24 protein-coding genes are annotated in these 26,261 nt (G+C 36.4%); 1 reads left to right on the top strand and 23 read right to left on the bottom strand.

Going from position 1 to position 26,261, the window contains the following annotated elements:
• Positions 1-492: 492 nt before the first annotated feature.
• Entirely contained in the window at positions 493-1,431 is a 939-nt protein-coding gene (gene hprK, locus ATZ35_RS11180) for an HPr(Ser) kinase/phosphatase (protein ID WP_086281111.1), read from the bottom strand.
• Between the two features lie 202 nt (positions 1,432-1,633).
• Between hprK and ATZ35_RS11175 the strand changes: the two genes are divergently transcribed.
• A complete protein-coding gene (locus ATZ35_RS11175; RefSeq protein ID WP_208927299.1) occupies positions 1,634-2,602 on the top strand; it encodes a GIY-YIG nuclease family protein in 969 nt (322 codons plus the stop codon).
• A gap of 44 nt (positions 2,603-2,646) precedes the next feature.
• Here ATZ35_RS11175 and ATZ35_RS11170 read toward each other — a convergent pair whose 3' ends face one another.
• From ATZ35_RS11170 to ATZ35_RS11065, 22 genes are all read right to left on the bottom strand, one after another.
• Entirely contained in the window at positions 2,647-3,006 is a 360-nt protein-coding gene (locus ATZ35_RS11170) for a phage holin family protein (RefSeq protein WP_086281106.1), read from the bottom strand.
• The gene (locus ATZ35_RS11165) at positions 3,006-3,323 is read right to left on the bottom strand and encodes a PspC domain-containing protein (RefSeq protein WP_086281432.1); all 318 of its coding nucleotides are present in this window, start codon (positions 3,321-3,323) and stop codon (positions 3,006-3,008) included. The genes ATZ35_RS11170 and ATZ35_RS11165 overlap by 1 nt, the downstream gene beginning before the upstream one ends.
• Positions 3,324-3,474: 151 nt before the next feature.
• A complete protein-coding gene (gene liaX, locus ATZ35_RS11160) occupies positions 3,475-5,076 on the bottom strand; it encodes a daptomycin-sensing surface protein LiaX (protein WP_208927298.1) in 1,602 nt (533 codons plus the stop codon).
• A 277-nt stretch (positions 5,077-5,353) separates the two neighbouring features.
• Complete coding sequence (locus ATZ35_RS11155; protein WP_208927297.1) at positions 5,354-6,655, bottom strand: pyrimidine-nucleoside phosphorylase; 1,302 nt, start codon at positions 6,653-6,655, stop codon at positions 5,354-5,356.
• 33 nt (positions 6,656-6,688) lie between these two features.
• Positions 6,689-7,360, bottom strand: a complete 672-nt coding sequence (gene deoC, locus ATZ35_RS11150) for a deoxyribose-phosphate aldolase (RefSeq protein WP_208927296.1) — start codon at positions 7,358-7,360, stop codon at positions 6,689-6,691.
• A gap of 108 nt (positions 7,361-7,468) precedes the next feature.
• On the bottom strand, positions 7,469-8,407 hold the full coding sequence (gene deoR, locus ATZ35_RS11145; protein WP_208927295.1) for a DNA-binding transcriptional repressor DeoR: 939 nt from the start codon (positions 8,405-8,407) through the stop codon (positions 7,469-7,471).
• Positions 8,408-8,477: 70 nt separating this feature from the next.
• The gene (locus tag ATZ35_RS11140) at positions 8,478-9,239 is read right to left on the bottom strand and encodes a tyrosine-protein phosphatase (protein WP_208927294.1); all 762 of its coding nucleotides are present in this window, start codon (positions 9,237-9,239) and stop codon (positions 8,478-8,480) included.
• A gap of 15 nt (positions 9,240-9,254) precedes the next feature.
• A complete protein-coding gene (uhpT, locus tag ATZ35_RS11135; RefSeq protein ID WP_208927293.1) occupies positions 9,255-10,634 on the bottom strand; it encodes a hexose-6-phosphate:phosphate antiporter UhpT in 1,380 nt (459 codons plus the stop codon).
• A 204-nt stretch (positions 10,635-10,838) separates the two neighbouring features.
• Complete coding sequence (gene phoU, locus ATZ35_RS11130) at positions 10,839-11,510, bottom strand: phosphate signaling complex protein PhoU (RefSeq protein WP_086281095.1); 672 nt, start codon at positions 11,508-11,510, stop codon at positions 10,839-10,841.
• An 18-nt stretch (positions 11,511-11,528) separates the two neighbouring features.
• On the bottom strand, positions 11,529-12,287 hold the full coding sequence (pstB, locus tag ATZ35_RS11125) for a phosphate ABC transporter ATP-binding protein PstB (RefSeq protein ID WP_208927292.1): 759 nt from the start codon (positions 12,285-12,287) through the stop codon (positions 11,529-11,531).
• 10 nt (positions 12,288-12,297) lie between these two features.
• Positions 12,298-13,098, bottom strand: a complete 801-nt coding sequence (pstB, locus tag ATZ35_RS11120) for a phosphate ABC transporter ATP-binding protein PstB (protein ID WP_010771606.1) — start codon at positions 13,096-13,098, stop codon at positions 12,298-12,300.
• 16 nt (positions 13,099-13,114) lie between these two features.
• On the bottom strand, positions 13,115-13,999 hold the full coding sequence (gene pstA, locus ATZ35_RS11115) for a phosphate ABC transporter permease PstA (protein WP_208927291.1): 885 nt from the start codon (positions 13,997-13,999) through the stop codon (positions 13,115-13,117).
• Entirely contained in the window at positions 13,999-14,919 is a 921-nt protein-coding gene (pstC, locus tag ATZ35_RS11110) for a phosphate ABC transporter permease subunit PstC (RefSeq protein WP_208927290.1), read from the bottom strand. The genes pstA and pstC overlap by 1 nt, the downstream gene beginning before the upstream one ends.
• Before the next feature lie 238 nt (positions 14,920-15,157).
• Entirely contained in the window at positions 15,158-16,012 is an 855-nt protein-coding gene (locus tag ATZ35_RS11105; RefSeq protein WP_208927289.1) for a phosphate ABC transporter substrate-binding protein PstS, read from the bottom strand.
• A gap of 219 nt (positions 16,013-16,231) precedes the next feature.
• A complete protein-coding gene (gene cls / locus ATZ35_RS11100; RefSeq protein ID WP_208927288.1) occupies positions 16,232-17,680 on the bottom strand; it encodes a cardiolipin synthase in 1,449 nt (482 codons plus the stop codon).
• A gap of 100 nt (positions 17,681-17,780) precedes the next feature.
• On the bottom strand, positions 17,781-18,665 hold the full coding sequence (gene ftsX / locus ATZ35_RS11095; protein ID WP_086281074.1) for a permease-like cell division protein FtsX: 885 nt from the start codon (positions 18,663-18,665) through the stop codon (positions 17,781-17,783).
• A complete protein-coding gene (gene ftsE, locus ATZ35_RS11090; protein WP_069655586.1) occupies positions 18,658-19,344 on the bottom strand; it encodes a cell division ATP-binding protein FtsE in 687 nt (228 codons plus the stop codon). Before ftsE ends, ftsX begins: the two co-directional genes overlap by 8 nt.
• A 107-nt stretch (positions 19,345-19,451) precedes the next feature.
• A protein-coding gene (prfB, locus tag ATZ35_RS11085; protein ID WP_208927287.1) for a peptide chain release factor 2 occupies positions 19,452-20,553 on the bottom strand; the annotation gives its coding sequence in 2 pieces (ribosomal slippage) (positions 19,452-20,480 and positions 20,482-20,553; 1,101 coding nt in all).
• Positions 20,554-20,632: 79 nt separating this feature from the next.
• Positions 20,633-23,164, bottom strand: a complete 2,532-nt coding sequence (gene secA / locus ATZ35_RS11080; protein WP_208927286.1) for a preprotein translocase subunit SecA — start codon at positions 23,162-23,164, stop codon at positions 20,633-20,635.
• 309 nt (positions 23,165-23,473) lie between these two features.
• A complete protein-coding gene (gene hpf, locus ATZ35_RS11075) occupies positions 23,474-24,025 on the bottom strand; it encodes a ribosome hibernation-promoting factor, HPF/YfiA family (RefSeq protein WP_010760772.1) in 552 nt (183 codons plus the stop codon).
• 137 nt (positions 24,026-24,162) lie between these two features.
• Positions 24,163-24,849, bottom strand: coding sequence for a ComF family protein (locus tag ATZ35_RS11070; RefSeq protein ID WP_208927285.1), 687 nt, complete (start codon positions 24,847-24,849; stop codon positions 24,163-24,165).
• On the bottom strand, positions 24,839-26,167 hold the full coding sequence (locus tag ATZ35_RS11065; protein WP_208927284.1) for an ATP-dependent helicase ComFA: 1,329 nt from the start codon (positions 26,165-26,167) through the stop codon (positions 24,839-24,841). The genes ATZ35_RS11070 and ATZ35_RS11065 overlap by 11 nt, the downstream gene beginning before the upstream one ends.
• Between the last annotated feature and the right edge of the window lie 94 nt (positions 26,168-26,261).

The following is a 26,261-nucleotide window of genomic DNA, read 5'->3' as shown; positions in this document are numbered from 1 at the left end:
TCGTTCAGCCTTGACAGGAAAATAGGAAAAAATAACTGTGGCGCTTTTTGCCTCATTTATTTTTTATCTTTTTCCCGAAAGGCTAGCTCTTGAAGCTAGATAATACATGGTAACAACGTTCAGCTCTGACAGAAAAATAGGAAATTATGACTAAGGTGCTTTTTGCCTCAGTCATAATTTATCTTTTTTCCGAAGACCTTTAATCCTTTGAGCTTTAGCTCTTAGGAATTAATGAGATCGAAGCAGAGCGTAGTGCTAGCCCGTGCAGCTAGATAATACTAAAAGCTGAAAGAGCTCGTTCAGCCTTGACAGGAAAATAGAAAAAAATAACTGTGGTACTTTTTGCCTCATTTATTTTTTATCTTTTTCCCGAAACCTTCAATCCTTAGTGCTTTAGCGCTTAGGAATTGATGAGATCGAAGCAAAGCGTAGTGCTATCTCTTGAAGCTAGATAACACATGGTAACAACGTCCCGCTTCACTATCCCTTGTACTATTCTACACCTGAATTTTCTTCAATCAATCTAGTCAAACGTTCCTCAAAAGCCTTAGTCGCATCATAGCCCATTGTTTTCGCACGGAAGTTCATCGCTGCAACTTCAATGATAATGGCTACATTTCGCCCAGTTTTCACAGGAATTCTGATCTGTGGAACATCTACATTGGCAATTTCAACCATTGCATCATCTGAACCTAAACGATCATATTTTTTGTCTTTTTCCCAAGCCTCTAAATAAACAACAAGTTGGACCTGCATAAAACCGCGTACCGCACTTGCGCCAAATAAATTCATTACATCAATGATCCCAATCCCACGAATTTCGATCAGATGTTGTAAAATCTTAGGCGGTTCACCAACAACTGTTAATTCATCTTGCTGATAAACGTCCACTCGGTCATCTGCGATCAATCGATGACCTCGCTTGATTAACTCTAATGCTGTCTCGCTTTTCCCAATACCACTATCGCCTTGAATCAAAACACCTAAACCATACACATCAACTAAAACACCATGAACGCTGGTTCTTGCAGCTAAACGACTGTCTAGGTAGCTGGATAACTCTCCTAACAATCTAGATGTAGAAATCGGTGAGCGTAAAACGGCTAAGCCTTTTTCTTTTGCTGCTTGTACCATTTCCTCAGGTGCTTCTAATCCTCTAGAGATAATAAAAGCCGGCGTATCCTTCTCACATAAACGACGCATCACCATCAAACGTTCTTCAGGTATCATTCGTTCAGAAAATGTAATCTCCTTACTACCGAATAATTGCAAGCGATTATGAGGATAGTAATTAAAATACCCAGTCAATTCCAGACCAGGACGGGAAATATCTCCTGTTGTGATTTCTCTATTTAAACTTTCTTCATCGCCATAAACGACTTCTAAAGAAAGCTTCTCTACCAGTTGATGAATTTTTACAACTTCTTCCATCTTTATCATTCATTCCTTTCCAGTTCTCTACTCGTTCCATTTTATCATTTCAGGTGGGAAGTTTCTAGCTATTAGGAAGATTGCCTCAGTTTTATTCTGAACTTAAATCTAAATCTTATTTCAACTGATGTTTGACTATCCCAAATTAGTTTGTATACTTAATTTGTATCTTATCGAAAACAGCTGTTAGGAGGTATTGCGAATGAATGATCTTTTAAAGGAACAAGCGAGAAATCTACCTTTAAATCCTGGCGTTTATTTAATGAAAGATAAACAAGGAACGATTATTTATATAGGGAAAGCCAAAAAATTACGAGATCGCGTTAGTAGTTATTTCGTTAAAAACAAACAGCACTCCAGCAAGACACGACGGATGATCCGCCAACTAGCTGATTTTGAGGTTATCGAGGTGGTGACTGAACTTGATGCCTTGTTGTTAGAATGCCGCCTTATTCAAGAGTACCGCCCCTTTTATAATCGACAAATGAATTCATTTGAAAAATATAACTATTTTGAGATCAACACAGATAATGACGAACTCTCACTCAACATTTTATCGATTCCGACTAATAAAAATTGCTTTGGCCCGTTTTCAATCAATAGGAAACTTTCTGAATTAAAACAAATTTTAGAAAACTTATATGGACTAAACCAAAATAACTATTGGCAACACTCTTTTTCTCAACAGACTACCACACTACTAGCTCAACCTGTTTCTACTATGGAACTATTAGGTGCCTTTACGCAAGACAATCAACTACCACAAAAACGTCTAGAAGCAGCCATGTTGTTAGCTGCTGAAAATCATTCATTTGAAAAAGCTCAAAAATTACGAGAAGACTGGAAATTTCTTACTCGCTTTTTTAACCAAAATAAAAAACTTGTTCTAGCCAGCCAAACGAATTGGCAGCTATTATCTATTCCAGTTGGTTCAAAAGTAAAATACTATTTACTTTATCAAGGACTTGTTGTTCACGAGCGAATCCTGACAAAACAGACTTTTAGTAAATATACACCTAATGAACTAGCTAAAAAAAAATTACCCTCTAAAAAACCTAAAAACATTCAACAATTTTCTAAAGATCAAGTTGATTTTATCAATATTCTCTATCGTTATATTAACCATCATAAAGAATGCCACTTAGTCGCTATTGACGACCCCTTTGACTAAAAAAATAAAAGGATAAAACCCAACTTATCGTTTGGGTTTTATCCTTATTCACTATATTTATCTAAATTACGTTCACTGACGATCATATTGACCAAAGACATGATCACTGCCATTAGAATTGCTGCTCCAAAACTGGAAAAACCGAAATTCATTTCTCCAACAAAAGAAGAAGTCATCTTTAAAATTGCAGCATTCACAATAAAACTAAATAGACCAAATGTAAGCAAAGTAAAGGGAAGGGATAAAATCGTCAACACTGGTTTTACCAACATATTTAAGATAGATAAAACAAACGCTGCGATGATCGCCATCCAAATACTTCTTACATATATCATATTCGGAAAAATCACTGAGAGTGAAACAAATGTCAACGTATTAACGATCAGACGTTGAAAGTAAGTCATTAGAAGTCACTCCAGTCATCGTCATTCACTTTTTCAGCTTGTTTTCTTTGTTTTTGCTCATTAGCATACGGATTTGCATTACGGGTATTTCGATTGTATGGATTTTGATGACCATAACCATTGTTTCTAACTCTGCCAGAAGGTATCAGTACAGCCAATAAAATATATAATACAATTGGGCTGCCAATAAAGATAAAGCTAGCTACTACATAAATCACACGTACAATCGTTGGATCAATTCCTAACCATTCAGCAATTCCTGCTAGGGTTCCTGTTAGTACCACATTATTAGGAGATTTTGTCAATCGTCTTTTCATTTCTTTCACCTCACATCTCTTAGATTTTACAATAGCATGGATGAAGAATCATCCTTTTTTTCTTTTAATTTTTCTATTTGATAGTTAAGAAGATTCCTCTCAACTATCAAATAGACATCAACACAAGTTCAAAGTATCAAGTTCTACGCATCTATTTATCTGTGTCTTTTAAATAAATGTTTCCTGTTGTTGTAGAAGCATTGATTTGCGCCATATTCTCTTCGTTCAAACGTCTAAATTGTAGTAATTGGTTGGTTCTTTCTTTCTTCTCACGAATCACTTCATAGTCACTCAAACGGCTATTAATACTACCTAGACTTGTTTTCACTGTACCTTTAACGCCTAGTTCAGTTGGTAGCGCAATTTTCACATTCCCATTGACTGAACTTGCCTCAACTTTACGTAATGTTTTTTCTTTCGCTGTGATGCGAACATCACCATTGATCAATGAAACACCGATTGTTTGAGGAGTAGCAGCAATTGTTACTGTACCATTGACAGTTTCGATGATATTATCTAAAATTTCACCATCTAAAACCTTGATATCACCATTTACACCTTCAATTTCAAGCATTGTTGCATCAATTTTATTGAATGTGATTGAGCCGTTCGTTGATTTAGTGTAAACATCTTTTGCTTTTAATGATTCAACAGATACGTTTCCGTTCAATAATTTGATAGATACATGATCGAACGTCCGCTCAGGTAAATAGAAAATTAAGTCTGCACGTACACGTTTATTAGGGATTTGGAAGGAAATCACTTCGTCATCCACATCGATTTGACTTCTTTCTAAGAATGCTTCAAGTGGTGTTTCAGCATCCATTTTACCATAAAGTTTGATTTTCCCTTCTACTTTAACATCTGGTTGATCCCACGTTTTGAATACGATATTTCCATTTGCAACTTTAACATCGATCAAACTTGCAAGTGGTGCTGGATAATTAAACTCATGTTCAAATTTGGTTGTCGCTACACCTGGAACTCTGAAGCTTACGTCTTTCCATTCCATATTATCATTCATTGTTTCAGAAAATGAGTTAAATGTTTTCTTCAGGAATGAACCTAATTGAGAACCTGCTTCACTCATTTTTTCACCGACTTGATTGATCGTATCGGTTGCTTGATCTTTCCAATCATCTGGAATATCAAATTTTGATGTGACACGGTCTTTGGTTTCTGACCATTGTTCTTTACGAATATTTTTCAATTCTGCTTCTAAAGCAATTTTTTCTTGAATTTGTTCATCTAAAGCATCTTCTAATGATTTAATTTCAGCTTCTAATGATGCTCTAACGTCTAAATCTTCATTAGTTAATTCACTTAGTTCTTCTTTCGTATTTAATTCCATTAATTTTTCTTGCGCTTCTTTGATTTCTTCTTTGACACCAGCGATTTCAGCATTAACTTCATCTAATTCTACAGATGTCCGATTCGCTTCCGTTGCTAGATCATCTAGAATTTTTTCTAAACGTTCATGATCTTGTGCTTCTTTTGCTTTGACCTCTTCGTCAGAAATTTCTGTTTCAACGATCTCATCTTCTTTTTGATTTTCTAGCTTATTTAGTAAATCTACGACTTTATCATTTTCTTTTGTATCAACAGTTGGATTTGTTACATTTACTTGGTCAGCAGCTTTTTTGATTTGTTTTTCATCTTTTTCTGTGGCCATGTTTTCTAATAATACTAAAGCTTCCTCTGAAGATAGGATACCTTTTTTAACTAAGTCTAATACTCTTTCTCTTTCTTTCATGGAAATTGCCTCCTTAGCAAATTTTTCACCCGAGGGTGTTTTCCTTATGTACCTATTATGCCTTCTTTTTTGTTGTTTGTCATAGGACTTAAGAATGAATTTTAGGTAGTCCTCAAGGGTAATCACTCATTTATTTTTTTCAACTGTGGATTTTGATTGCATTTAATAGGAAGAAAGTTACGTTTAGATCAAAAAAGAAAAGGTTTGAGCATCACTCTCATCGAGTCACATCCCAACCTTTTCTATATATGAAACAAACGCTTTTCATTTTTTTAGACTAACTATGGATCTCACGATAGATCAGTTTACTATCTGGAACTTCTGTCCCAATTCGGATGTTCTCTTTGATCATCGCAGTAACGTCAGAAACGTCTTCTTGATTTGCAAAAATTGTAACTAAGCTTTCGCCTTTCTTCACTGGATCGCCCACTTTTTTTCTTAAAATCAAGCCGACCGCTAAATCGATATCATCTTCTTTTGTTTCTCGTCCTGCTCCAAGTTTCATTGCAGCTACCCCAATATTATCTGCAACGATTTCTGCAACAACGCCATCAGAGTCAGCTACAACATCTATTTCAAATTTAGCTTGTGGCAATAGACTAGGATCATCCACCCATTCAGGATTACCACCCTGGTTTTTAATGAATTGTTTAAATTTAACTAAAGCGGAGCCATCATCGATAACACCTTTTAATAATTTTCTTGCTTCTACTAAAGAATCTGTCTTACCTGCTAGGACGACCATTTGGCTACCTAACGTTAAAACAAGCTCCGTTAAATCTTCTGGTCCATTACCATGCAGTGTATCAATTGCTTCTTGGACTTCTAACGAATTACCGATCGCATTTCCTAGTGGTTGTGACATATCAGAAATGATCGCCATCGTATTTCTCCCCACTAAATTACCGATTCTAACCATTGCAGAAGCAAGTTCAGCGGCATCCTCTTCCGTCTTCATAAAAGCACCAGCTCCCGTCTTAACATCTAAGACGATTGCATCTGCTCCAGCTGCGATTTTCTTACTCATAATCGAGCTAGCAATCAACGGGATCGAACTAACCGTCGCCGTTACATCTCTTAACGCATACAATTTTTTGTCAGCTGGTGTTAAATTACCTGATTGACCAATCACTGAAATTTTATCACGATTAACCATTTCGGTGAACTCGTCATCGGTTAACTCTACATGAAATCCTGCAAAAGCTTCTAATTTATCGATTGTACCACCTGTATGTCCTAATCCACGTCCAGACATTTTGGCAAAAGGAATATCAAGTGCGGCCACAAGTGGTGCCAAAACTAAGGTTGTCGTATCTCCGACACCACCTGTTGAATGTTTATCTACTTTGATGCCTTCAATATTGGATAAATCGATCACATCGCCTGAATGGACCATCGCCAATGTTAAATTTGCTCTTTCTTCATCCGACATATCTTGGAAATAAACAGCCATCAAAAAAGCACTTGCTTGGTAATCTGGAATTGTTCCGTTGGTTAACCCTTCAATAAAGAATTCGATTTCCGCTTTACTTAGCTCTTTGCCATTGCGTTTTTTTTCAATGATATCTACCATTCTCATATTCTGTACCTCACGATCTCAATTGTTTAAAATTTAGTAGCCGCCTGTTGTATCGTTAATTGCTGCATCCACAATTGCAACACTTGAACTTGCACCAACTCTTGTTGCACCAGCATGAATCATTGCTTTAGCATCTTCTGCTGTACGAACGCCACCTGAGGCTTTAACACCAATAGTAGGACCAACCGTTTTACGCATTAACGCAACATCTTTGATCGTAGCTCCTCCAGTTGAAAAACCAGTGGACGTTTTAACGAAATCGGCTCCTGCTTGGACAGATAATTTTGAGGCTACTGCAATTTCTCGATCAGTTAGCAAACAGTTTTCAAGAATTACTTTAACTAAGGCTTTTCCTTTCGCTACTGCAACAACTGCTTCGATGTCTTTTAAGACAGTCTCTTCATCGCCTGATTTCAAGGCACCAACATTAATGACCATATCAACTTCTGTTGCACCATTTTTAATAGCCTCTTCTGCTTCAAAGGCTTTAACTGCTGTTGTGTTTGCGCCTAAAGGAAATCCAATCACTGTACAAATCTCAACTGAAGTACCTGCTAGTTCTTTACTTGCTAAAGCAACCCAGTATGGATTTACACAAACTGAAGCAAATTCATACTTTTTCGCTTCCTCGATCAACGTTAATAATGCTTCCTCATTTGCTTCTGGTTTTAGTAATGTGTGGTCGATCATTTTGTTTACGTTCATTGTACTCTCCCTTTCCGAAATTTCGTTCTAACAATGTGAAATTCCGTTCATAATAAGTATTTATAAAAGAGTAGCCACTATTGTCTACTCCGCTTACCAAATATAAGTTTAGTGCTTTAATAACTTCATTGCTGTAAATTTATCAATCAGCAAAACATTCGCGTAGCCACCCGTCAGTGCACCGTGAATTGCTTTGATTTTACGATCTCCACCAGCAATTAAAATTGATTTTTCTTTCGTCTTCAGCTCTTCAAGTTCGATACCAATGGTACGACCATTGATCTCTGCATCACTGATTTGTCCCTCTTCATTGAAGAATCTAGAACAGATATCGCCGACTGCGTTGGCCTTGAGAGATTTTTCTTCCTGTTCGGTAAAATAACCTAAACGGAAATGCAATGACTCGCTTTGTACGGTCCCAACAGTAAATACTGCAATGTTTGCCTGTCTCCCCAACTCGATGACTTTACTGATATGACGATCAACTACGACCAAATCTTTGGCTTCTTTGCTATCTAAAATAACCGGTAAAGGAAAAGTCCGGGCTTTTGTATTTAGAAGTTCAGCTAATAACGTAATTGTCTCAAATGCGTAATTATTAACATCAAAATACGCAATACCGCCTTTTAGCTGGACGACCTCGACCCCTTTAACATCCAGACGATCCATCTTTGTGACAGTCTTATGCATAGTTGTGCCCCAACTGACGCCAACAATATCCCCACTTTTAATGGTATCTTCAAGATATTCAGCAGCGTATGAAGTTAGGTATTCTGAAATGAAATTATAGTTTGGATCTGGCGAAAAAGCAACATGAACTTCTGCCAAACCATATTTTTCTTTTAGCTTCTTTTCAATTTCAAATAAATCGGAAAAAGGATCAAAAATCGTGATTTGAACATAGCCTTTTTCTTTTGCATAATTTAAAAGTCGTGAAATCGTCGGACGTGAAACATTTAATTTTTCAGCTATTTCCTGCTGACTAAGTGAAGATTGATAATAGAGTCTTGCGACTTCAATACTAAGCTGTTGTTTTTCTTTATCCATACTCATTGTCCGTTCCTAATTATTTAAGCTCATTATAGCAAGAACAAACGAGGAAGACAAATCACTTTTTTTAGTCAGTTAGATAGATACTTCTTAGTTCTGTTAATTTTTCCTGATCAAAGTTCAAACATTCAGCAGCATATTTTTCTGCTGTCCCAAAATTTTTCTCAATCAAATTGAAGGCATGATCTAAATAGTCTTCTTTGACATAAAGTGCGGTAGCTAATGATTCTAGTTGTTCCTCACCAAATCCTTGTTCTCTAAACTGTTGAATCAGCTCATCATTCGCTTGTTTTCTTTCTGTATTTGTAATCAAAAAATCTTTATAGATTTCTTCTTTTTCAACATCTAATAATAAAAGTAACAAAGCCGAAGCATAGCCTGTCCGATCTTTACCAGCAAAACAGTGGAAAATCGTTGATCCTGTTTTATTTGCTAAAATATACTCCATAAATTCTGTAAATCCTTCTTGAGCACCCGGATTCAAAATTAAGTCTTCGTAAACACCTAACATATGTTTATCAACTGCTTCAATTGACTTTAACTTGGCAAAATCAGCTAAGCTAGAATTTTTAGCATTCATTTTCCCAAGTAGGTCCAAATTGACATATTCCACATCTTCGATTGGCGTATCTGGTGATTCACTGATTTCAAAACCACGTCTAAAATCAATGATTCTTGTTAGCTTGAAATGATTGACTAAAGCTGTTTGCGTTGCTTGATCTAAATTGATTAAATGACCTGAGCGTAATAATTTATTCGCTTTGACGACTTTACCTGCTTTGTTCTTGATGCCACCTAGGTCTCTAAAATTTGTAATTTGTATATTCATTTGTCTATTCCACCTTTATGCCTTTACTTGTTTTCTTCTTCGTTCTTCTGCCATTGCTACGATCCCTAATAGAACCGCGATAATCACTATTGAAATATAAAAGATGATAAATGTATCATTCCAACCATGTAAAATATGTCCAAAGAAATTCACACCATCTTTAGAAGGATCAGAAATTCTAGCTAAAAGAATTTTAGCCATTGAATCACCAAAGAGATACGCAAAGGCGCCCAATAGTCCACCTGAAACAACCGTTGCTTTTTTAGGCACAAAGCCTAACATCGATAAATTGATCAATAACTGAGGACCAAAGACCATCATCCCCAACATAAATAATGAAGCATTGATCACAAATTCTGTTGTTCCTAATTGATACCCAATAATTCCGATCGGTAATAAAATTGTGCTGACAGTAGCAACTAAAGCTGGACGACCTTTTAATAAATCTGAAATATATCCCCAAGCTAAACATCCAATTAAGGCACCCATTTCAAAATAAAAAATCGTTTGTGCCGCAGCTTCTTGTGAAAAGTTCAAATGTTCGGTCACATATAATGGTGCCCAGTTATCGATCCCGATTCGGACGATATAAACAAATACATTGGCCACACATAAAACCCAAATATACGGATTGGTTAAAAGATACTTTTTGAAAATCTCCCATTTTGTTAAATTTTCTGCATCTACATTTGCTGCTTCAACTGGTTCACCAAAGATTTCTTCACTTGAATTCCAACCCAAATCTTCTGGTCTATTTTTTCCGATGAAAAATGTGCCGATTGCCACCACAGCCGCTACGATCGCTGGAATAATGAACATTCCGGCAACTTGGCCTCTAAAGAATGTTGTCGCACACCAAACAGCAAAAATACCGGCAAACCCACCACCGATATTATGTGAGGCATTCCATAACCCAATATATCGACCGCGATTACTTCTTGTTGTCCATTGTGTGATCACTGAAGCACAACTTGGCCCACCTACACATTGGAACAAGCCATTCAATGACCATAAAACAACGATCCATCCCATCGGAACATTATTCATAGTAAAAAGGATCCCCATACATAAAACAGTGATCGAAGATAATAATAACAAAATAGACAAAATTTTCTTCGTATTTTTACCATCTACAATATAACCAACAATAAATTTACCAAACCCATAGACAATCGAAAAGACAAAACCAATATAACCTAGATCGGTCGTTGTAAGACCTAGTTGACTTTTCAATAATGGCTGTGCTGCTTTAAAGTTATTACGAATCATATACATCGTGATGTAAATCACCACAACGACCAAAAACGGTTTCATAAATTCCTTGAACCATTGCTTCCTTTGCTCAGCTAAGGTCGGTCGGTTCATTTTACCAACAACTACATTCGTTTCTTCCAAATTAACTCACCCCAAAATTTTAGTTATAATGGTTAGCGCTTTCCAATATAATTGTATAATACACGAGGTCAGAACAAATGTAAACACGTTAATGAAATTATGTTCAAAATTATTTTTAACAATTTAAACTCTAAACTGTTTGATAGATAAAAAAATAGACCAAGACAATTTGTCTTGACCTATTTCTACTAATTTTTAATTGATTTATTCGTCATGATTACTATTCAACTCAGTAATTTTGCCAGTCGCCAAGTAAACGATCCATTCACAAATATTCGTCACATAATCACCGATACGTTCTAAATACGTAGCAACATGAAGGTAATCAGTTCCGCTGATTACAGTTTCTGGATTTGCTTGCATCGCTTTGATTGAATGGCTGTAGATACTATCAAAATACTCATTTACACGTGCATCCATCTTAGCAATCATACGCGCATCTTTTTGGTCTGTTTTGACATAAGCGATCAATACATTATCCACCATTTTTTTCACGTAATCAGACATATCTGAAATTTCTTTCTCGATTTCAGGAATTCTCGTTTCTCCCTTTAATCGAATCGTTGATTTAGCGATTGATACAGCATGATCTGCCATTCTTTCTAAGTCGGAACTGGCTTTCATAACGGTGATGATCATTCTTAGATCCGTTGTGACAGGTTGTTGTAAAGCAATCATTTCAAAGCTTTTCTTTTCTAATTTTACTTCCATATCATTGATTTCTACATCATAATCGATGACTTCATTGGCAATTTTTTTATCGTGGTTAATGTAAGCTCGAACAGATTTATGAACGACATTACTTACCATCATCCCCATCTCATAAAATTGATTATGAAGATTTAATAGTTCTTCTTCAAATTGACTGCGCAACATATGTGTTCCTCCTTTTTTTTAACCAAATTTTCCAGAAATATAGTCTTCTGTTTGTTTTTCTTTAGGATTTAAGAATATTTTCTTTGTATCATTAAATTCTATCAATTCTCCTTGTAAAAAGAAAGCCGTTTTATCAGAAATGCGTGAAGCTTGAGACATATTATGTGTGACCATGATCATTGTATATTTTTCTTTTAGCGTTAAAAGCATATTCTCGATTTTACCACTTGAAACAGGATCTAAAGCACTAGTCGGCTCATCTAATAAAATGATTTCAGGATCAACGGCTAAAACACGAGCGATACAGACACGTTGTTGTTGACCACCTGATAAAGATAACGCACTTTTATGCAGTTTATCCTTCACATCATCCCAAACTGAGGCTGCTTTTAAGCTATTTTCTACAGCTTCATCTAAAATTTGTTTATCTTTTTCTCCTTTTAAACGCAAACCGTAGATGACATTTTCATAAATTGAAAAAGGAAAGGGATTAGGTTGTTGAAAAACCATGCCGATTTCTTTCCGTAAATCTACGATATCTGTTTTAGGACCATAGATATCTTTGCCTTTATAAACAACGCTACCGGTGATCGTCACGCCTGGAATCAAATCATTCATACGATTCAATGAACGTAGATAGGTCGATTTACCACAACCGGACGGTCCAATCATAGCAGTAATCTCCCCTTGATTGATGCTCAGGTCGATCCCCTTCAAGGCTTCTTTTTTACCATAATATAAATGCAGATCTTTTGATGAAATAATCTCTTTTGTCATCTTGCTCCTCCTAACCAAAATGTCCAGAAACGTAATCTTCTGTTGCTTGAATTTTTGGTCGTGTAAAGATTTTTCTTGTTTCATCGTATTCAATCACTTTACCTAAATAGAAAAAGGCAGTGTAATCACTGATACGAGCAGCTTGCTGCATATTATGTGTTACGATAATGATCGTATAATCGTCTTTTAAATTAACTAATGTTTCTTCTACTTTACCAGTTGAAATCGGATCTAGAGCACTAGCTGGTTCATCCAAAAGTAGAATATCCGGCTTCATGGCAATAGCTCTGGCAATACATAAACGTTGCTGTTGACCACCAGACAACGCTAATGCACTTTTATCTAAATTATCTTTGACTTGTTCCCAAAGTGCTGCTTGTTTCAAACTAGTTTCAACTATTTCATCTAGCTTTTTCTTATCTTTTTCACCGTGTTGTTTTAAAGCAAATGTAATATTCTCGTAGATCGATTTACTGAAAGGATTAGGACGTTGAAATACCATGCCGATTCGTTTACGCATTTCATAAACATCGACTTCTTTAGTATTCACATTGACACCTTTATACATAATATTCCCGGTTACTTTGGTATTAGCGATCCCGTCGTTCATCCGATTCAACGAACGTAAATACGTCGATTTGCCACAACCAGATGGTCCGATCAAGGCAGTGATTTTATTTTTTTCAAACTCTAAATCGACACCTTTGATGGCTTCATTCTCACCATACCAAACATGTAAATCATCGGTATGCAAAGCAATCGGTTCTGGTAATTTTATAATATTTGTATCGTTTAAATTATATTCTTTCATTCTGATTCCCCTAACATTAGGCTGATGTCATTCTTTTATATAATCTGTTTCCGATAAAACGTGCCCCGAAATTAAAGAGTAACACGACTAAAATCAGAACAGCAGAAGCACCCGCAGAAACAGCTGCACCATCTGGCATTGTGCCTTCTGTGTTGATTTTCCAAATATGAACGGCTAACGTTTCAGCTTGACGGAAAATACTGATTGGACTTGACACACTTAATGGATTCCAATTACTGAAATCTAATGCTGGTGCACTTTGTCCTGCAGTATAAATCAACGCTGCAGCTTCACCAAAAATTCTTCCTGAACTCAAAATTACGCCTGTTAAAATACCTGGTAAAGCTTCTGGAACAACCACTTTCAATACTGTTTCCCAGCGTGATAAACCTAAAGACAAGCCCGCTTCTCGTTGTGTATAGTGAACAGCTTTTAACGATTCTTCCACATTTCTTGTCAATAAAGGCAGATTGAAAAATGTTAATGCTAATGCTCCTGAAATAATTGAAAAACCATAACCAAGCTGCACTACAAAAATCAAGAAGCCGAACAAACCAACCACAACAGAAGGAAGAGAACTTAAAATTTCGATTGATGTCCGAATCACGTCTGTTACCCAGTTTTTCTTTGCATATTCAGATAAATAGATACCCGCACCTAACGAAATTGGAAAACTGATCAGCATTGTGATCAGTAACAAGTATAAGGAGTTGAATAATTGAATGCCGATCCCTCCACCGGCTTGATACGCCTTAGAAGGTTTCGTTAAAAAATCCCAAGAAATATGAGGAATACCACGAATTAAAATGTACAGTAATAACGCTGCTAGAATCAACACAATAATTCCTGAAACAGCATACAAGACGCCAGTTGCAAATTTATCTGCCTTTTTTGCATTCATTATTTCAAGGCCCCTTTCCTACCAATAATTCGAATAATAATATTAAAGAATAATGACATTAACAACAGGATCAAAGCCAATGACCACAGTACATTGTTTTCTACTGTTCCCATAATCGTATTCCCAATCCCCATTGTCAAAATACTAGTTAAAGTAGACGCTGGTGTTGTTAAACTTGATGGCATGATCGCCGCATTTCCGATAACCATTTGAATCGCCAACGCTTCACCGAAAGCACGTGCCATCCCAAAAACGACAGCAGTTAAAATTCCTGGTACCGCTGCTCGTAAAACGACTTTATAGATTGTTTGCCAACGTGTTGCCCCTAAAGCTAAAGAGGCTTCACGGTAATGACGAGGTACTGATTTTAAAGCATCGACTGTCATTGTAGTAACCGTAGGCAAAATCATTACAAACAAGACAAACGTCCCCGCTAAAATCCCAAAGCCTGTACCACCGAAAATCGAACGAATAAAAGGGACGATTACAGACAAACCAATAAAACCATAAACAACTGATGGGATCCCAACTAATAACTCAATAACTGGTTGTAAGATTTTCGAGCCTTTTTTAGGAGAAATCTCGGTCATAAACACTGCGGCACCAATTGCAAATGGTGTTGCAATAATTGCAGACATAAACGTCACAATAAAAGAACCCGCAATCATCGGTAACGCACCTACCATAGGCTTACCATCCGTTCCAGTCTCACTTGGGTTCCAATTTGTACCGAATAAAAAGTCGGAAACTTTGATTTTATTTGTAAAAAAAGTCGCTAACCCCTTACTTGCGACAAAATAAAAGATTGATAGAACAACTAAAACAATCAAAGCGATACACAGAAAACTAATAAATTTCCCCCGCTGTTCCATTCTTGCGCGCTTTGATTTCGTTAACAATGTTTTCTGCACATCTTCCAAGAAAATTCCTCCTTATTTTAAAAGCGTAACGAGCTCGTTCAGCTTCCACAGAAAAATAGGAAAAAATGATTGAGATGTTCTTTACCTCACTCAATTTTTATCTTTTTTCCGAGAAGCTAGATAAGTCCCCATAAATGCAACACCTATCACAATAAATCCAGTGTAACTTCCCTACATAAATTTGCGTTTAATAACATGTAAATCTTATGTTAAGTTTGTAAATTTTGTGTAAAGGTGATTAGTTGATAAGATTTCCTTGCCAATCACGCTCCACTTTCATTTTTGAAACTGGAATATAGCCTAATTGCCCAATGATTTTTTCTTGTACTTCATCTGATAACATAAACGCGAGAAACTCTTCTGTTAATTGTTTTGGTTTCCCTAATGTATACATATGTTCATACGACCAAATCGTCCATTTATTGGTGATTACATTCTCATCTGTTGGTTTTACACCATCAATACTTAATGTGTTGACTTCATCGTTCACATAAGAAAAAGCTGTATAGCTGATTGCTCCAGGTGTATCTGCAACAATCGAGCGAACCATCCCACTGGAATCTTGTTCTTGAGCTTGGATCGCTGTTTTACCATCTAATACCCAACGCTCAAAAGTCACGCGTGTACCACTTCCAGCTGCACGATTCAACATAACAATTGCAATGTCATTTCCACCAAGTTCTTTCCAGTTCGTTATTTCGCCTAAAAAGATTTTTCTAAGGTTTTCTAATGAAATATCTGATACCCCAACATTCTTATTAACGATTGGCGTAATTCCGACTACAGCAACCTTGTGATCTGTCAGTTTAGATGCATCGATTCCTTTTTTTTCTTCTGCAAACAAGTCAGAATTCCCAATGTCTACTGCACCAGACTGAACTTGACTCAATCCTGTACCGCTTCCGCCTCCTTGAACATTGACAAAGCGTCCTGGGTTTTGGTTTTGAAACTCTTCTGCTGCCGTCTCAACTAGCGGTTGTAGCGCAGATGAGCCGACTGCTGTGATCGATTCACCTCGATCGATCCACTTAGCACATCCTGATAAAGTTAGTATTCCAACTAGACTAAAAAATAATAGCATTTTCTTTTTCATTTATCTGTTAATCCTCCAAACTCAATTCAATCAATTCATTTTAACATTAACTGTTTCAGTTGAAAATTATAAGTTGTTGAACTCAGCATTTTTTTAGAATAAAATAACACAAATAATCATTTTTAAAATCAAAAAAGATGTGAACAAAAGTAAAAATCACTTTTGTCTCACACCTTAAATCCATTTAATCGTTTCTGTCCCAGCCGCTTTCCAAACGCATCATAATAATGGTGAAATCAGACGAGCCAGTCCTTCTTTTAGTTTAATAATTAAACCACGATTACGGTATATTTCTTCTGTTAAAAGTTTCGATACTTTAGAATCTTCCCAGAAAGCGTCTCTAACTTCTTTTGAAAATTCTTGATCATAAATAATTGTATTCACTTCAAAATCTAAGCGGAATGAACGAACATCAATATTAGCTGAGCCAACTGAAACAATTCCACCGTCAATAATCATCGTTTTAGCGTGAATAAATCCTTGCTCATAGGTTTCAATAATTGCTCCATATTCTAGTAATTCAGCTGAAAATGAATAGGTTGCCCAATAAACTAACATATGATCCGGTTTGTTTGGTATTTGTATACGGACTTTGACACCAGATAACAGAGCTAATTTTAGTGCTTCATGGATCGATGCATCTGGTATATAATAGGGCGTTTGAATCAAAATTTCCTTTTTAGCAATTGAAATCATCTTAAGATAGGTCATTTTGATCTGCTCATGTTCTGAATCGGGTCCGCTAGTTACCACTTGAACTGCTTTTTTCCCATCAGAATAAATTGGTGGAAAATAGGCATCATCATAGCTTAACTCTTCTCTATGTTGTGAATTCCAATCCATCAAAAAACGATTTTGTAAACTGTAAACAGCTTCTCCATGAATCCGTAAATGATTGTCTCGCCAATAACCAAATTTTTCAACCTCACCTAAATACTCATTTCCGACATTAAATCCGCCAGTATAGCCGATTTTACCATCAATTACGACGATTTTTCGATGATTGCGATAGTTGATTCTAGGATTTAGATACGGTACAAACAATGGAAAGAAAAAGGCAATTTCTCCGCCAAGCTTTTTTAGTTCTTCAAAAAATTTCATATTGACTTGTGTTGAACCCCAAGCGTCTAAAAGCAATCGGACTTTTACGCCTCGTTTTACTGCATCAATCAATTCCTGTCTAATCTCTTTGCCTAGTGTATCACCACGGTAAATGTAGTATTCCATATGCACATGATCAGTGGCTTGACGGATATCTTCGATCAGTCCATCAAATTTTTCTCTTCCATCTGTATATAAACGAACCTCATTATTGGTTGTGTATAAGGAGCTTTCAAATAAAGTCAGCATATAAATCAATTGCTTTGAGTCAACTTCTCCTGTTGGTGGATGTGGAAATAAGCCTCTTAATAACGCTTGTTTCTCCGATTCTATTTCAGCATTCATCCCAATTTTCGCTTGCATCTTCATATCAAAAATCTTATCTTTTGAAATTCCACGTCCTAAGAAAATATAAAGGATAAAGCCTAAGACTGGAATAAACATCAGTACAAGCAACCATGACCAGGTTTGTGCTGTTTGTTTCCTTTCGCGAAAAACAATGACTAACGATAATAGCATGTTCGCAATAAAAATAATAACAAATAAATTATCATATAAAAATTTCATGTATCCACCCCAATCACTTTTACATATATCCCTAGTAAAGCATAACCAACTTAATAAAATAAGTAAAGAAAAAGCAGACAAAATTGTCTGCTTTCGAGTTTTAAATTTTTAAGAAACGACGCATTGAAATGATTGATCCTAAAGACCCAATAGTCATTCCAATCACGATCATCAAGATATCTATTTGCCAAACAAATGACTCAGGTTTTAGTAATGAGTAATTTGAACTCAACAATTGCGGGTTAAACAAGGTATAAAATTGTTGATACCCAAATGTTAAGACTAAGATCGGAATAATTGCTCCGATCAAGCCAATCCAAGCCCCTTCAATAAAGAAAGGCCAACGAATATAGCCGTTTTTAGCACCAACTAAACGCATGATTTGAATTTCCCTTTGGCGTGAGAGAATCGTGATACGAATCGTATTAGAAATTAAGAATACTGCTACAAATAATAGCAAAATTGCAGCACCTAATCCCCAAGTTCTAACTTTTCCTGCAATACTAAAAATCTTATCTGAAGAAACGCCACCGTAATCCGCTTTAAAGACATTCGGTAGTTTTGCCGCTTTTTCTGAGATTTTCTTTGTATCTGAAGGTTCTTTTGCACTTACATAATAAACATCATATAACGGATTGCTGTCGCCTTCAAAAAGGTTCCACGCTTCACCCATTTGTTTTTGGATTTTCTCCAATTGTTTATCTTTATTTGAATAAGAAATAGTCTCAACATTGTCGATTTTATTCAATTCTTTTTCTAGTTTTTGCATTTCGTCTGGTGTTGTACCAATATCAACGAATACAGAAACTGTTACGTTTTCTTCAATATCTTTTGCTAATTTTGTTGCATTAAAAATTACTGCCATAAAAATCCCTACAAGGACTAAAGTAATCGTAACGGCACTGGCAGAAGCTATTGTCATCCACCCATTACGTTTTAAACTTTTGATACTTTCTAGGACATGAGAAAAGAAGGTTCTAATCATCGTAGCCATATTCTCCTTCCGCTTGGTCTCGAATAATTCGGCCATTTTCGATGGCGATTACGCGATGACGGATCGTGTTTACAATCGTACTATTGTGTGTTGCCATTACAACAGTTGTTCCTTGAGCATTGATCCGGTCCAATAATTTCATGATTTCCCATGAGTTTTCTGGATCCAGATTTCCTGTTGGTTCATCGGCAATTAGAACTTTCGGTGTATTTACAATTGCACGAGCAATTGAAACACGTTGTTGTTCCCCACCAGATAATTCACTTGGAAAGACTCTGACTTTATGTTTTAAGCCAACTAAATCAAGAACTTCCATCACTCGTTTCTTGATATCTCTTGGCTTACGTCCAACAACCTGCATAGCATACGCAACGTTTTCATAGACGGTTTTTTTCGTCAATAATTTGTAATCCTGAAAGACGATACCAATTTCTCTTCTAAGGTAAGGGACTTCCGAATTTTTTATTTTCATCAAATCATGACTGGCAACCTTCAAACGTCCTTTTGTTGCTTTTTCTTCACGATACATTAATTTGATGAACGTTGATTTTCCGGCACCAGAAGGGCCAACAACATAAACGAATTCACCTTGTTTTATTTCTACTGAAATATTTCGGATAGCTGTTGTACCATTCGAATATTTCTTCATTACATCTTTCATTTCAATCATGGCGTATTCTCTCCATCTCTGTTTTCTAGACTATCAATCATTATAACATGACTTTGTTTCAAGGCTCTTTCAACAGTTTACAATTTTGTTTCATTTCTGTGAATTGATCAATTTAATTTCTGCTTTAAGTACGCATCGATAAAACCATCCAACTCTCCATCCATTACCGCCTGTACATTTCCCGTTTCGTAATTCGTCCTATGATCTTTGACCATTGAGTACGGATGGAAAACATAAGAACGAATTTGTGAACCCCAGCCAATTTCCAGTTGTTCACCACGTAGTGACGCTGCTTCTTGTGCTTTTTTATCCATTTCCAATTGATAAAGTTTTGCTTTCAACATGCCCATTGCTTGTTCACGGTTTTTTAGCTGCGAGCGTTGCGCTTGGCTGGCAACCACTGTTCCTGTCGGAATATGAGTGATCCGAACAGCTGATTCTGTTTTATTGATATGTTGTCCACCAGCCCCACTTGCACGATACGTATCGACTTTTAAATCATCCGTATTGATATCGATCTCAACATTTTCATCCAATTCAGGCATGATGTCCACGGAACAAAAAGAAGTATGACGACGTTTAGCTGAATCAAACGGTGAGATTCGGACTAAACGATGAACCCCTTTTTCAGATTTTAAATAACCATAAGCATTATATCCCTTAATTAAAAGAGTAACACTTTTGATTCCCGCTTCGTCTCCTGACTGATAGTCCAATGTTTCCACTTGAAACCCGTGACTTTCAGCCCAGCGAGTATACATTCGAAGCAACATGCTGCCCCAATCTTGTGACTCTGTTCCGCCAGCTCCAGGATGCAGTTCCATGATAACATTATTTTTATCATAAGGCTCGTTTAACAATAGTGATAGCTCATAAATACTTAATTTTTCTTTTAGTTTTAACAAGCGTTCTTCCAGTTCTTTTTGAGTTTCAGCGTCATATTCTTCTTGTTGCATCTCGCTCATGATTTCTAACTCTTCTAATTCATCTGCAAATTGATGAAATTGTTGATATTTTTCTTTATGGGCATTCGTTTCATTGATCAATTGTTGTGCCGCTTCCGAATTATCCCAAAAGCCAGGTTCTGCCATTCTATTTTCTGCTTCCGCAATGTCTTCTTCTAACTGATCTAAGTCAAAGAGACCCCCTGAAGCTTGTGATTGATTGGTTCATTTCATCTAAAAGAGTTCGAATTTCAGCATTTTCCATGATCTATTCTTCCTTTCATTTTCATTACTTTATTTGCAAACAAATGAAGGCGAGACGAGCGCCTCACCTTCATTAATTGTTACTGACCTTTACCGTGGCAATTTTTGTATTTCTTACCACTGCCACAAGGACAAGGATCATTACGACCTATTTTTTCATCAACATGAATCGGTTTCTTTTTAGCACTTGTATTACTTTGAGGCTCTTCTTCATCAGATGGATGAACAGCTTCGCCTTGTGCCACTTGTTCACGTTGAACATTTTGACGGATTTCTGATTTCATGAATAGACGTGTTACTTCGAATTCAATCGCGCCAATCATTTCTTCAAACATGTTGTACCCTTCTGTTTGATATTCAACCAATGGATTATTTTGTCCGTAAGCACGTAGACCAACTGATTGACGTAATTGATCCATTGCATCGATATGATCTGTCCATTTTGTATCTACAACACGTAGGATAACAACTTTTTGGAATTCCAAGATTTGTTCAGGACCGTTTAGTTGTTCTACTTTGATATCATATACTTCTTGCGCACGTTTGACTAAATATTCTTTGATTTCTTCTGGTGTCTTGCCTTCAATATCAGATTTTGCAATAGAATCTTCATGAACTAATGTTGATGCTGCAAAATCTACAATACCATCAAGATTCCAGTTTTCTTTTTCTAATTGTGTATGGCTATCTACAACTCGAGTAATCGTACGTTTTACCATGTTTAATAATGTTTCAGTCAACTCTTTATCTTCCATGATGACTTCTTGACGTTGCGCGTAGATTACTTCACGCTGTTCACGCATTACGTCATCGTATTGTAAGACGTTTTTACGTGTATCATAGTTATTTCCTTCTACACGTTTTTGAGCTGATTCTACTTGTTTGCTTAGCATTTTACTTTGGATCACTGCGTCTGATTCTTCAATGTTCATGCGATCTAAGAACGCTTTGATACGTTCTGAACCAAAACGTTTCATCAGGTCATCTTCAAGTGATAGGTAGAATTGAGAAACCCCAGGATCTCCTTGGCGACCTGCACGTCCACGTAATTGATTATCGATACGACGTGATTCATGACGTTCAGTACCAATTACAGCTAAACCGCCAAGTTCAATAACACCAAGACCTAATTTAATATCTGTACCACGACCAGCCATATTGGTAGCGATTGTTACTGCACCTTTTTGACCAGTATTCATGATGATTTCTGCTTCTTTAAAGTGATTTTTCGCATTCAATACTTCATGTGGAACTTTTTCTTTATTCAATAATTCTGATAATAATTCAGAAGTTTCAACAGCAACTGTACCAACTAAAACAGGTTGTCCATTATGATAACGCTCTTTGATATCTTGAACTACTGCTTTAAATTTACTTTGTAATGTTGGGTAAAGTAAATCTGCACGGTCATCACGAATGATTGGACGGTTTGTTGGGATTTGGAACACTTGAATATTATAGATTTCACGGAATTCTTCTTCTTCCGTTTTAGCAGTACCAGTCATCCCAGCTAATTTCTTATACATACGGAAATAGTTTTGGAATGTGATTGTCGCCATTGTTTTTGTTTCATCTTCGATTTCTACGCCTTCTTTGGCTTCGATCGCTTGATGTAACCCATCTGAATAACGACGACCATCCATGATACGACCTGTAAATTGGTCAACGATCAGAACTTTGCCTTCTTGAACCACGTAATCAATGTCACGTAGCATGATAAAGTTTGCACGTAACGCTTGATCCATATGATGCGTTAACGCTGTATTTTCGATATCATACAGGTTTTCTAAACCAAAGTTTTCTTCTGCTTTTTCAATACCCGCCTCAGTTAAACTAATCGTTTTAGACTGAACATCGATTTTATAATCTTCTTCTTCTTTTAATCGTTTCACAAAATTATCTGTACGCGTATAAAGAGCTGTTGATTTTTCTGCTTGTCCAGAAATGATCAACGGTGTCCGTGCTTCATCGATCAAGATTGAATCGACCTCATCCACGATTGCATAGTTCAACGGACGTTGTACCATTTGATTGCGGTAAACAACCATGTTATCACGTAAATAATCAAAGCCTAATTCGTTATTCGTACTATAAGTGATATCACAGTTATAGGCATCACGTTTTTCTTCTGATGTTTTTGAGTTGATATTTAAACCAACTGTCAGACCTAAGAAATTGTACAACTCACCCATCTCATCTGAGTCACGAGTTGCTAAATACTCATTGACTGTTACAACATGAACACCTTCACCTGTTAATGCATTCAAGTAAACTGGCATTGTGGCAGTCAAGGTTTTCCCTTCACCGGTTCTCATTTCAGGGATATTCCCATCATGCAAGACGATACCACCCATTAATTGAACATGGTACGGATATAAACCTAGAACACGTTTAGCGGCTTCACGAACGACCGCAAATGCTTCTGGTAATAATTGATCTAGTGTTTCCCCTTTTTGATAACGCGCTTTGAACTCGTCTGTTTTTGCTTTTAATTCTTCATCGCTTAATGCAGCAATCGCTGAAGCGTGAGTTTCTACTTGGTTGGCAATACCGTCCAAGCGTTTTAGTTCCTTTTTATCATTTTCAATCATCTTTTTTAAAAAATTAGCCATGGTTTTAAGTGTTCCTTTCAATAAACTCTATTTATTTTTTGCACTAAATGCACAATCATCCTTTCTATTTTATCATTAGTTGCCCAGAAAGGAAATAACTTCTCTTAATATTAACAATATATTATATCATTTTTTATGTATACGCACGTAAAACAAAGAAAAAAGACTGCGGCAAAACGTGTGCCGTCTTGCTACAGTCTCTTTGGTATCAACTATTGATGATCTTGACTGTCCTTCAAAAAGAGCCATATTCTAACGAACTAGACATTTTAGAGCCTAACTCAAGGAAATAGAACGTCCTCTTTTAATTTAGTCTGTCTCAATCAATCCATATTTACCATCTTTACGGCGGTAAACAATGCTTGTTCCATTTGTTTCTGAATCTTCAAAGATAAAGAAGTTATGTCCTAACATGTTCATTTGTAAAACAGCTTCTTCACTGTCCATTGGTTTTAGTGAAAGACGTTTTGTACGAACGATGTCTAATTCTGGCGTTTCATCTGGTGTTTCTTCACCATTTAAGAAAATAGCTGCTTTAGCAGTATTCATCCCTGTTTCACGAGATTTACGGTTGATTTTTGTTTTGAATTTACGAATTTGTCGTTCTAATTTATCTACAACTAAATCAACACTTGCATATAAATCAGGTGATGTTTCTTCAGCACGTAATACTAAATAAGGTAGAGGAATAGTAACCTCGACTTTTGCTGTTTTTTCAGTGTAGACTTTTAAGTTTACATGAACGGTTGCTTCTGGTGAATCACTGAAATAACGTTCTAATTTACCAACTTTTTTCTCTACATAGTCTCGGATTGCTTCAGTAACTTCGATGTTTTCTCCACGCACATTATATCTAAACATAACGATTACCCCTTTCATCTGCCACTAAAGAAGGAATAAAAGGACCACTCTGTTATCCTTCTTCTTAATTCTATTATAACGAATTATAGTACTTTTGCCAACAAAATTGCGGACGATTTTTCATTTTATTTATTCTGCTATCTCGCAAGAGAAAACGTATACAGTTTAGCCGGGTGATTTTCTAAAATAACTTGTGCTCCATGAAAAATCGTCCGCCCTGTTGTATAGATATCATCGACTAAAAGAATGCTTTTATTTGAGACTACTTTTTGCCCTTCTTTGGTCAGCTCAAAAGGTTGAACTAACTGGAGTCGTTCACTTCTAGTTTTCGTTACTTGAGAATGACCATCGGCAAAACGTACCAAGTATGGCTGATAATCGATCTCCGCGGCCTCAAGCAACCCTTCAACTTGATTGAACCCACGGACAGCCAGACGTTCTTTTGAAATGGGCATTGGAATTACGATGAACCCTCTTTTTTGTTTAAAGTACGCTTGTAAAAATGAAACAAAACTATATCTAAGCCGATAATTTCCTTTGAATTTATATTCTTCAAACCATTCTTGCATCGCTTGATTATATGAAAAAAGTGCTTCATGATGAAAATCATACTGTGGGTAAAGTTGTTGCCATTTTAAGCAATCACTACAATACCTATTTTGGGTTTGACGCTGGCATCCTTGACAGGTTCCTTTTGTTTTCAGCAACTGAAATTTTTGGGTACACTGAGAGCATAATTGCTCCGATACAATTTTCTTAGGTAGGAATATTTCAGCGAGCGTTAGATTTCTATTGGTCATTTGACTGCAGTAATTACACTTCATCGATCAAGCCTCGCTCTAATCCTAGCGTATTCATTTTTTTGATCTGCTTTACTGCTTCTTTCATAGCTTTTGTGCATCCATCATGTAAAAACCAGACTTCTCCTGCGGTATATTCTTTTCTCCGATCAACTCTACCCGCAATCTGAACCAGAGCAGATGTTGCAAAAACAGTATGATTGGCACCTAAAACAATCACTGAAACACCATCAAACGTCACTCCACGTTCTAAGATAGTCGAAGTCATCAGAATACGGTATTCCTTATTTCTCATCTTTAGAACTTTTTCTAGCCGTTGTGAATCTTGCGAATGAACAGAAGCTAATGCCGTTTCTGGAAAACTCTTTTCCACAGCTTTTCCTAGTTGATCCATCAATGTAATAGTGGGACAAAAAATCAAGACATCATTTTTACTTATCAGCGTACGAATCGTATCCTCAAAAGATTTAGGGCTGATGCCTTGCTTGATTTTTTCGTGCCAGCGATGACACCATTTCATTTTTGGAACAGGTAGCACTCTTCTATGATAACGAGCGGGTAAAATACTTGTCTTTAATTCATTTCGATCTGTTTTTTTAGTTAATGCTTCGGTCGGAGTTGCCGTGAGATAGATCAGTGAACTTTTTGGCTTGACTGCTTGTTTTACTCCATAGTGTAGTAGTGGATTATCAACAAACGGAAAGGCGTCTACTTCATCAATGATTAACACGTCAAAAGCCTGATAAAAGCGTAGTAATTGATGTGTTGTACATATCAGCAATTTAGTATAACGGTAGCTCTCTTCCATCTTTCCATGAAGCAGCAAGGCCTCTTCATCTGGAAAAACAGCTTGTATTCTTGGGAAAAGCTCTAAACAAACATCAACTCTAGGTGAAGCTACTCCAATTCGATAACCACATTCTAAAGAATAATGGATACTTTTAAACAACATTTCCGTTTTTCCAGCACCTGTAACTGCCCAAATCATGCGAGATTCAGCTTTTTTTACAGAAGCAACTAATTCATCTGAAACTTGCTGTTGTCCTATAGTTAATTGACCTTCCCAAACAAAAGAAACCTTTCTTTTGACTAAATCAGGCTCTGGTAAATGGTAAAATTGCTGGCCAGTATCTACCCTACCTAATTGAATGCATTCTGGACAATAGTAACATTGATTCACTAACTGTACGGTAAATTTCAATTGAATCTGACCACAACGTAAACATTGTATTTTATTTTCCGCTAGTTCTTTCATCGTCGGTAAGGTCAAACTCGCTATTTCAAGTTGTTCGCTTTGATTGATTTCTTTTTTCAAGACTTTTCTTCCCCATAATTCTTGCATTTTTTATCCCCTCCACTATTAAACTACGCATTTTTTGCTTTGTTTTTTTTTTGAAGAGGAGTCTCTCAGTGTAGAAACTAAAAAAAGAGCAAAA

Origin of the sequence: Enterococcus rotai (genome assembly GCF_001465345.1) — a bacterium.
Lineage (GTDB): Bacteria > Bacillota > Bacilli > Lactobacillales > Enterococcaceae > Enterococcus_L > Enterococcus_L rotai.
The sequence above is the reverse complement of the archived record's forward strand: the minus strand, read 5'-3'. Positions and strand labels throughout refer to the sequence as shown.

Bases quoted from the DNA above. Each gene is read 5' to 3' on its own strand.
- hprK (WP_086281111.1), bottom strand. From the start codon at position 1,431: ATGGAAGAAGTTGTAAAAATTCATCAACTGGTAGAGAAGCTTTCTTTA.
- ATZ35_RS11175 (WP_208927299.1), top strand. From the start codon at position 1,634: ATGAATGATCTTTTAAAGGAACAAGCGAGAAATCTACCTTTAAATCCT.
- ATZ35_RS11170 (WP_086281106.1), bottom strand. From the start codon at position 3,006: ATGACTTACTTTCAACGTCTGATCGTTAATACGTTGACATTTGTTTCA.
- ATZ35_RS11165 (WP_086281432.1), bottom strand. From the start codon at position 3,323: ATGAAAAGACGATTGACAAAATCTCCTAATAATGTGGTACTAACAGGA.
- liaX (WP_208927298.1), bottom strand. From the start codon at position 5,076: ATGAAAGAAAGAGAAAGAGTATTAGACTTAGTTAAAAAAGGTATCCTA.
- ATZ35_RS11155 (WP_208927297.1), bottom strand. From the start codon at position 6,655: ATGAGAATGGTAGATATCATTGAAAAAAAACGCAATGGCAAAGAGCTA.
- deoC (WP_208927296.1), bottom strand. From the start codon at position 7,360: ATGAACGTAAACAAAATGATCGACCACACATTACTAAAACCAGAAGCA.
- deoR (WP_208927295.1), bottom strand. From the start codon at position 8,407: ATGGATAAAGAAAAACAACAGCTTAGTATTGAAGTCGCAAGACTCTAT.
- ATZ35_RS11140 (WP_208927294.1), bottom strand. From the start codon at position 9,239: ATGAATATACAAATTACAAATTTTAGAGACCTAGGTGGCATCAAGAAC.
- phoU (WP_086281095.1), bottom strand. From the start codon at position 11,510: ATGTTGCGCAGTCAATTTGAAGAAGAACTATTAAATCTTCATAATCAA.
- pstB (WP_208927292.1), bottom strand. From the start codon at position 12,287: ATGACAAAAGAGATTATTTCATCAAAAGATCTGCATTTATATTATGGT.
- pstB (WP_010771606.1), bottom strand. From the start codon at position 13,098: ATGAAAGAATATAATTTAAACGATACAAATATTATAAAATTACCAGAA.
- pstA (WP_208927291.1), bottom strand. From the start codon at position 13,999: ATGAATGCAAAAAAGGCAGATAAATTTGCAACTGGCGTCTTGTATGCT.
- ATZ35_RS11105 (WP_208927289.1), bottom strand. From the start codon at position 16,012: ATGAAAAAGAAAATGCTATTATTTTTTAGTCTAGTTGGAATACTAACT.
- cls (WP_208927288.1), bottom strand. From the start codon at position 17,680: ATGAAATTTTTATATGATAATTTATTTGTTATTATTTTTATTGCGAAC.
- ftsX (WP_086281074.1), bottom strand. From the start codon at position 18,665: ATGATTAGAACCTTCTTTTCTCATGTCCTAGAAAGTATCAAAAGTTTA.
- ftsE (WP_069655586.1), bottom strand. From the start codon at position 19,344: ATGATTGAAATGAAAGATGTAATGAAGAAATATTCGAATGGTACAACA.
- secA (WP_208927286.1), bottom strand. From the start codon at position 23,164: ATGGCTAATTTTTTAAAAAAGATGATTGAAAATGATAAAAAGGAACTA.
- hpf (WP_010760772.1), bottom strand. From the start codon at position 24,025: ATGTTTAGATATAATGTGCGTGGAGAAAACATCGAAGTTACTGAAGCA.
- ATZ35_RS11070 (WP_208927285.1), bottom strand. From the start codon at position 24,849: ATGAAGTGTAATTACTGCAGTCAAATGACCAATAGAAATCTAACGCTC.
- ATZ35_RS11065 (WP_208927284.1), bottom strand. From the start codon at position 26,167: ATGCAAGAATTATGGGGAAGAAAAGTCTTGAAAAAAGAAATCAATCAA.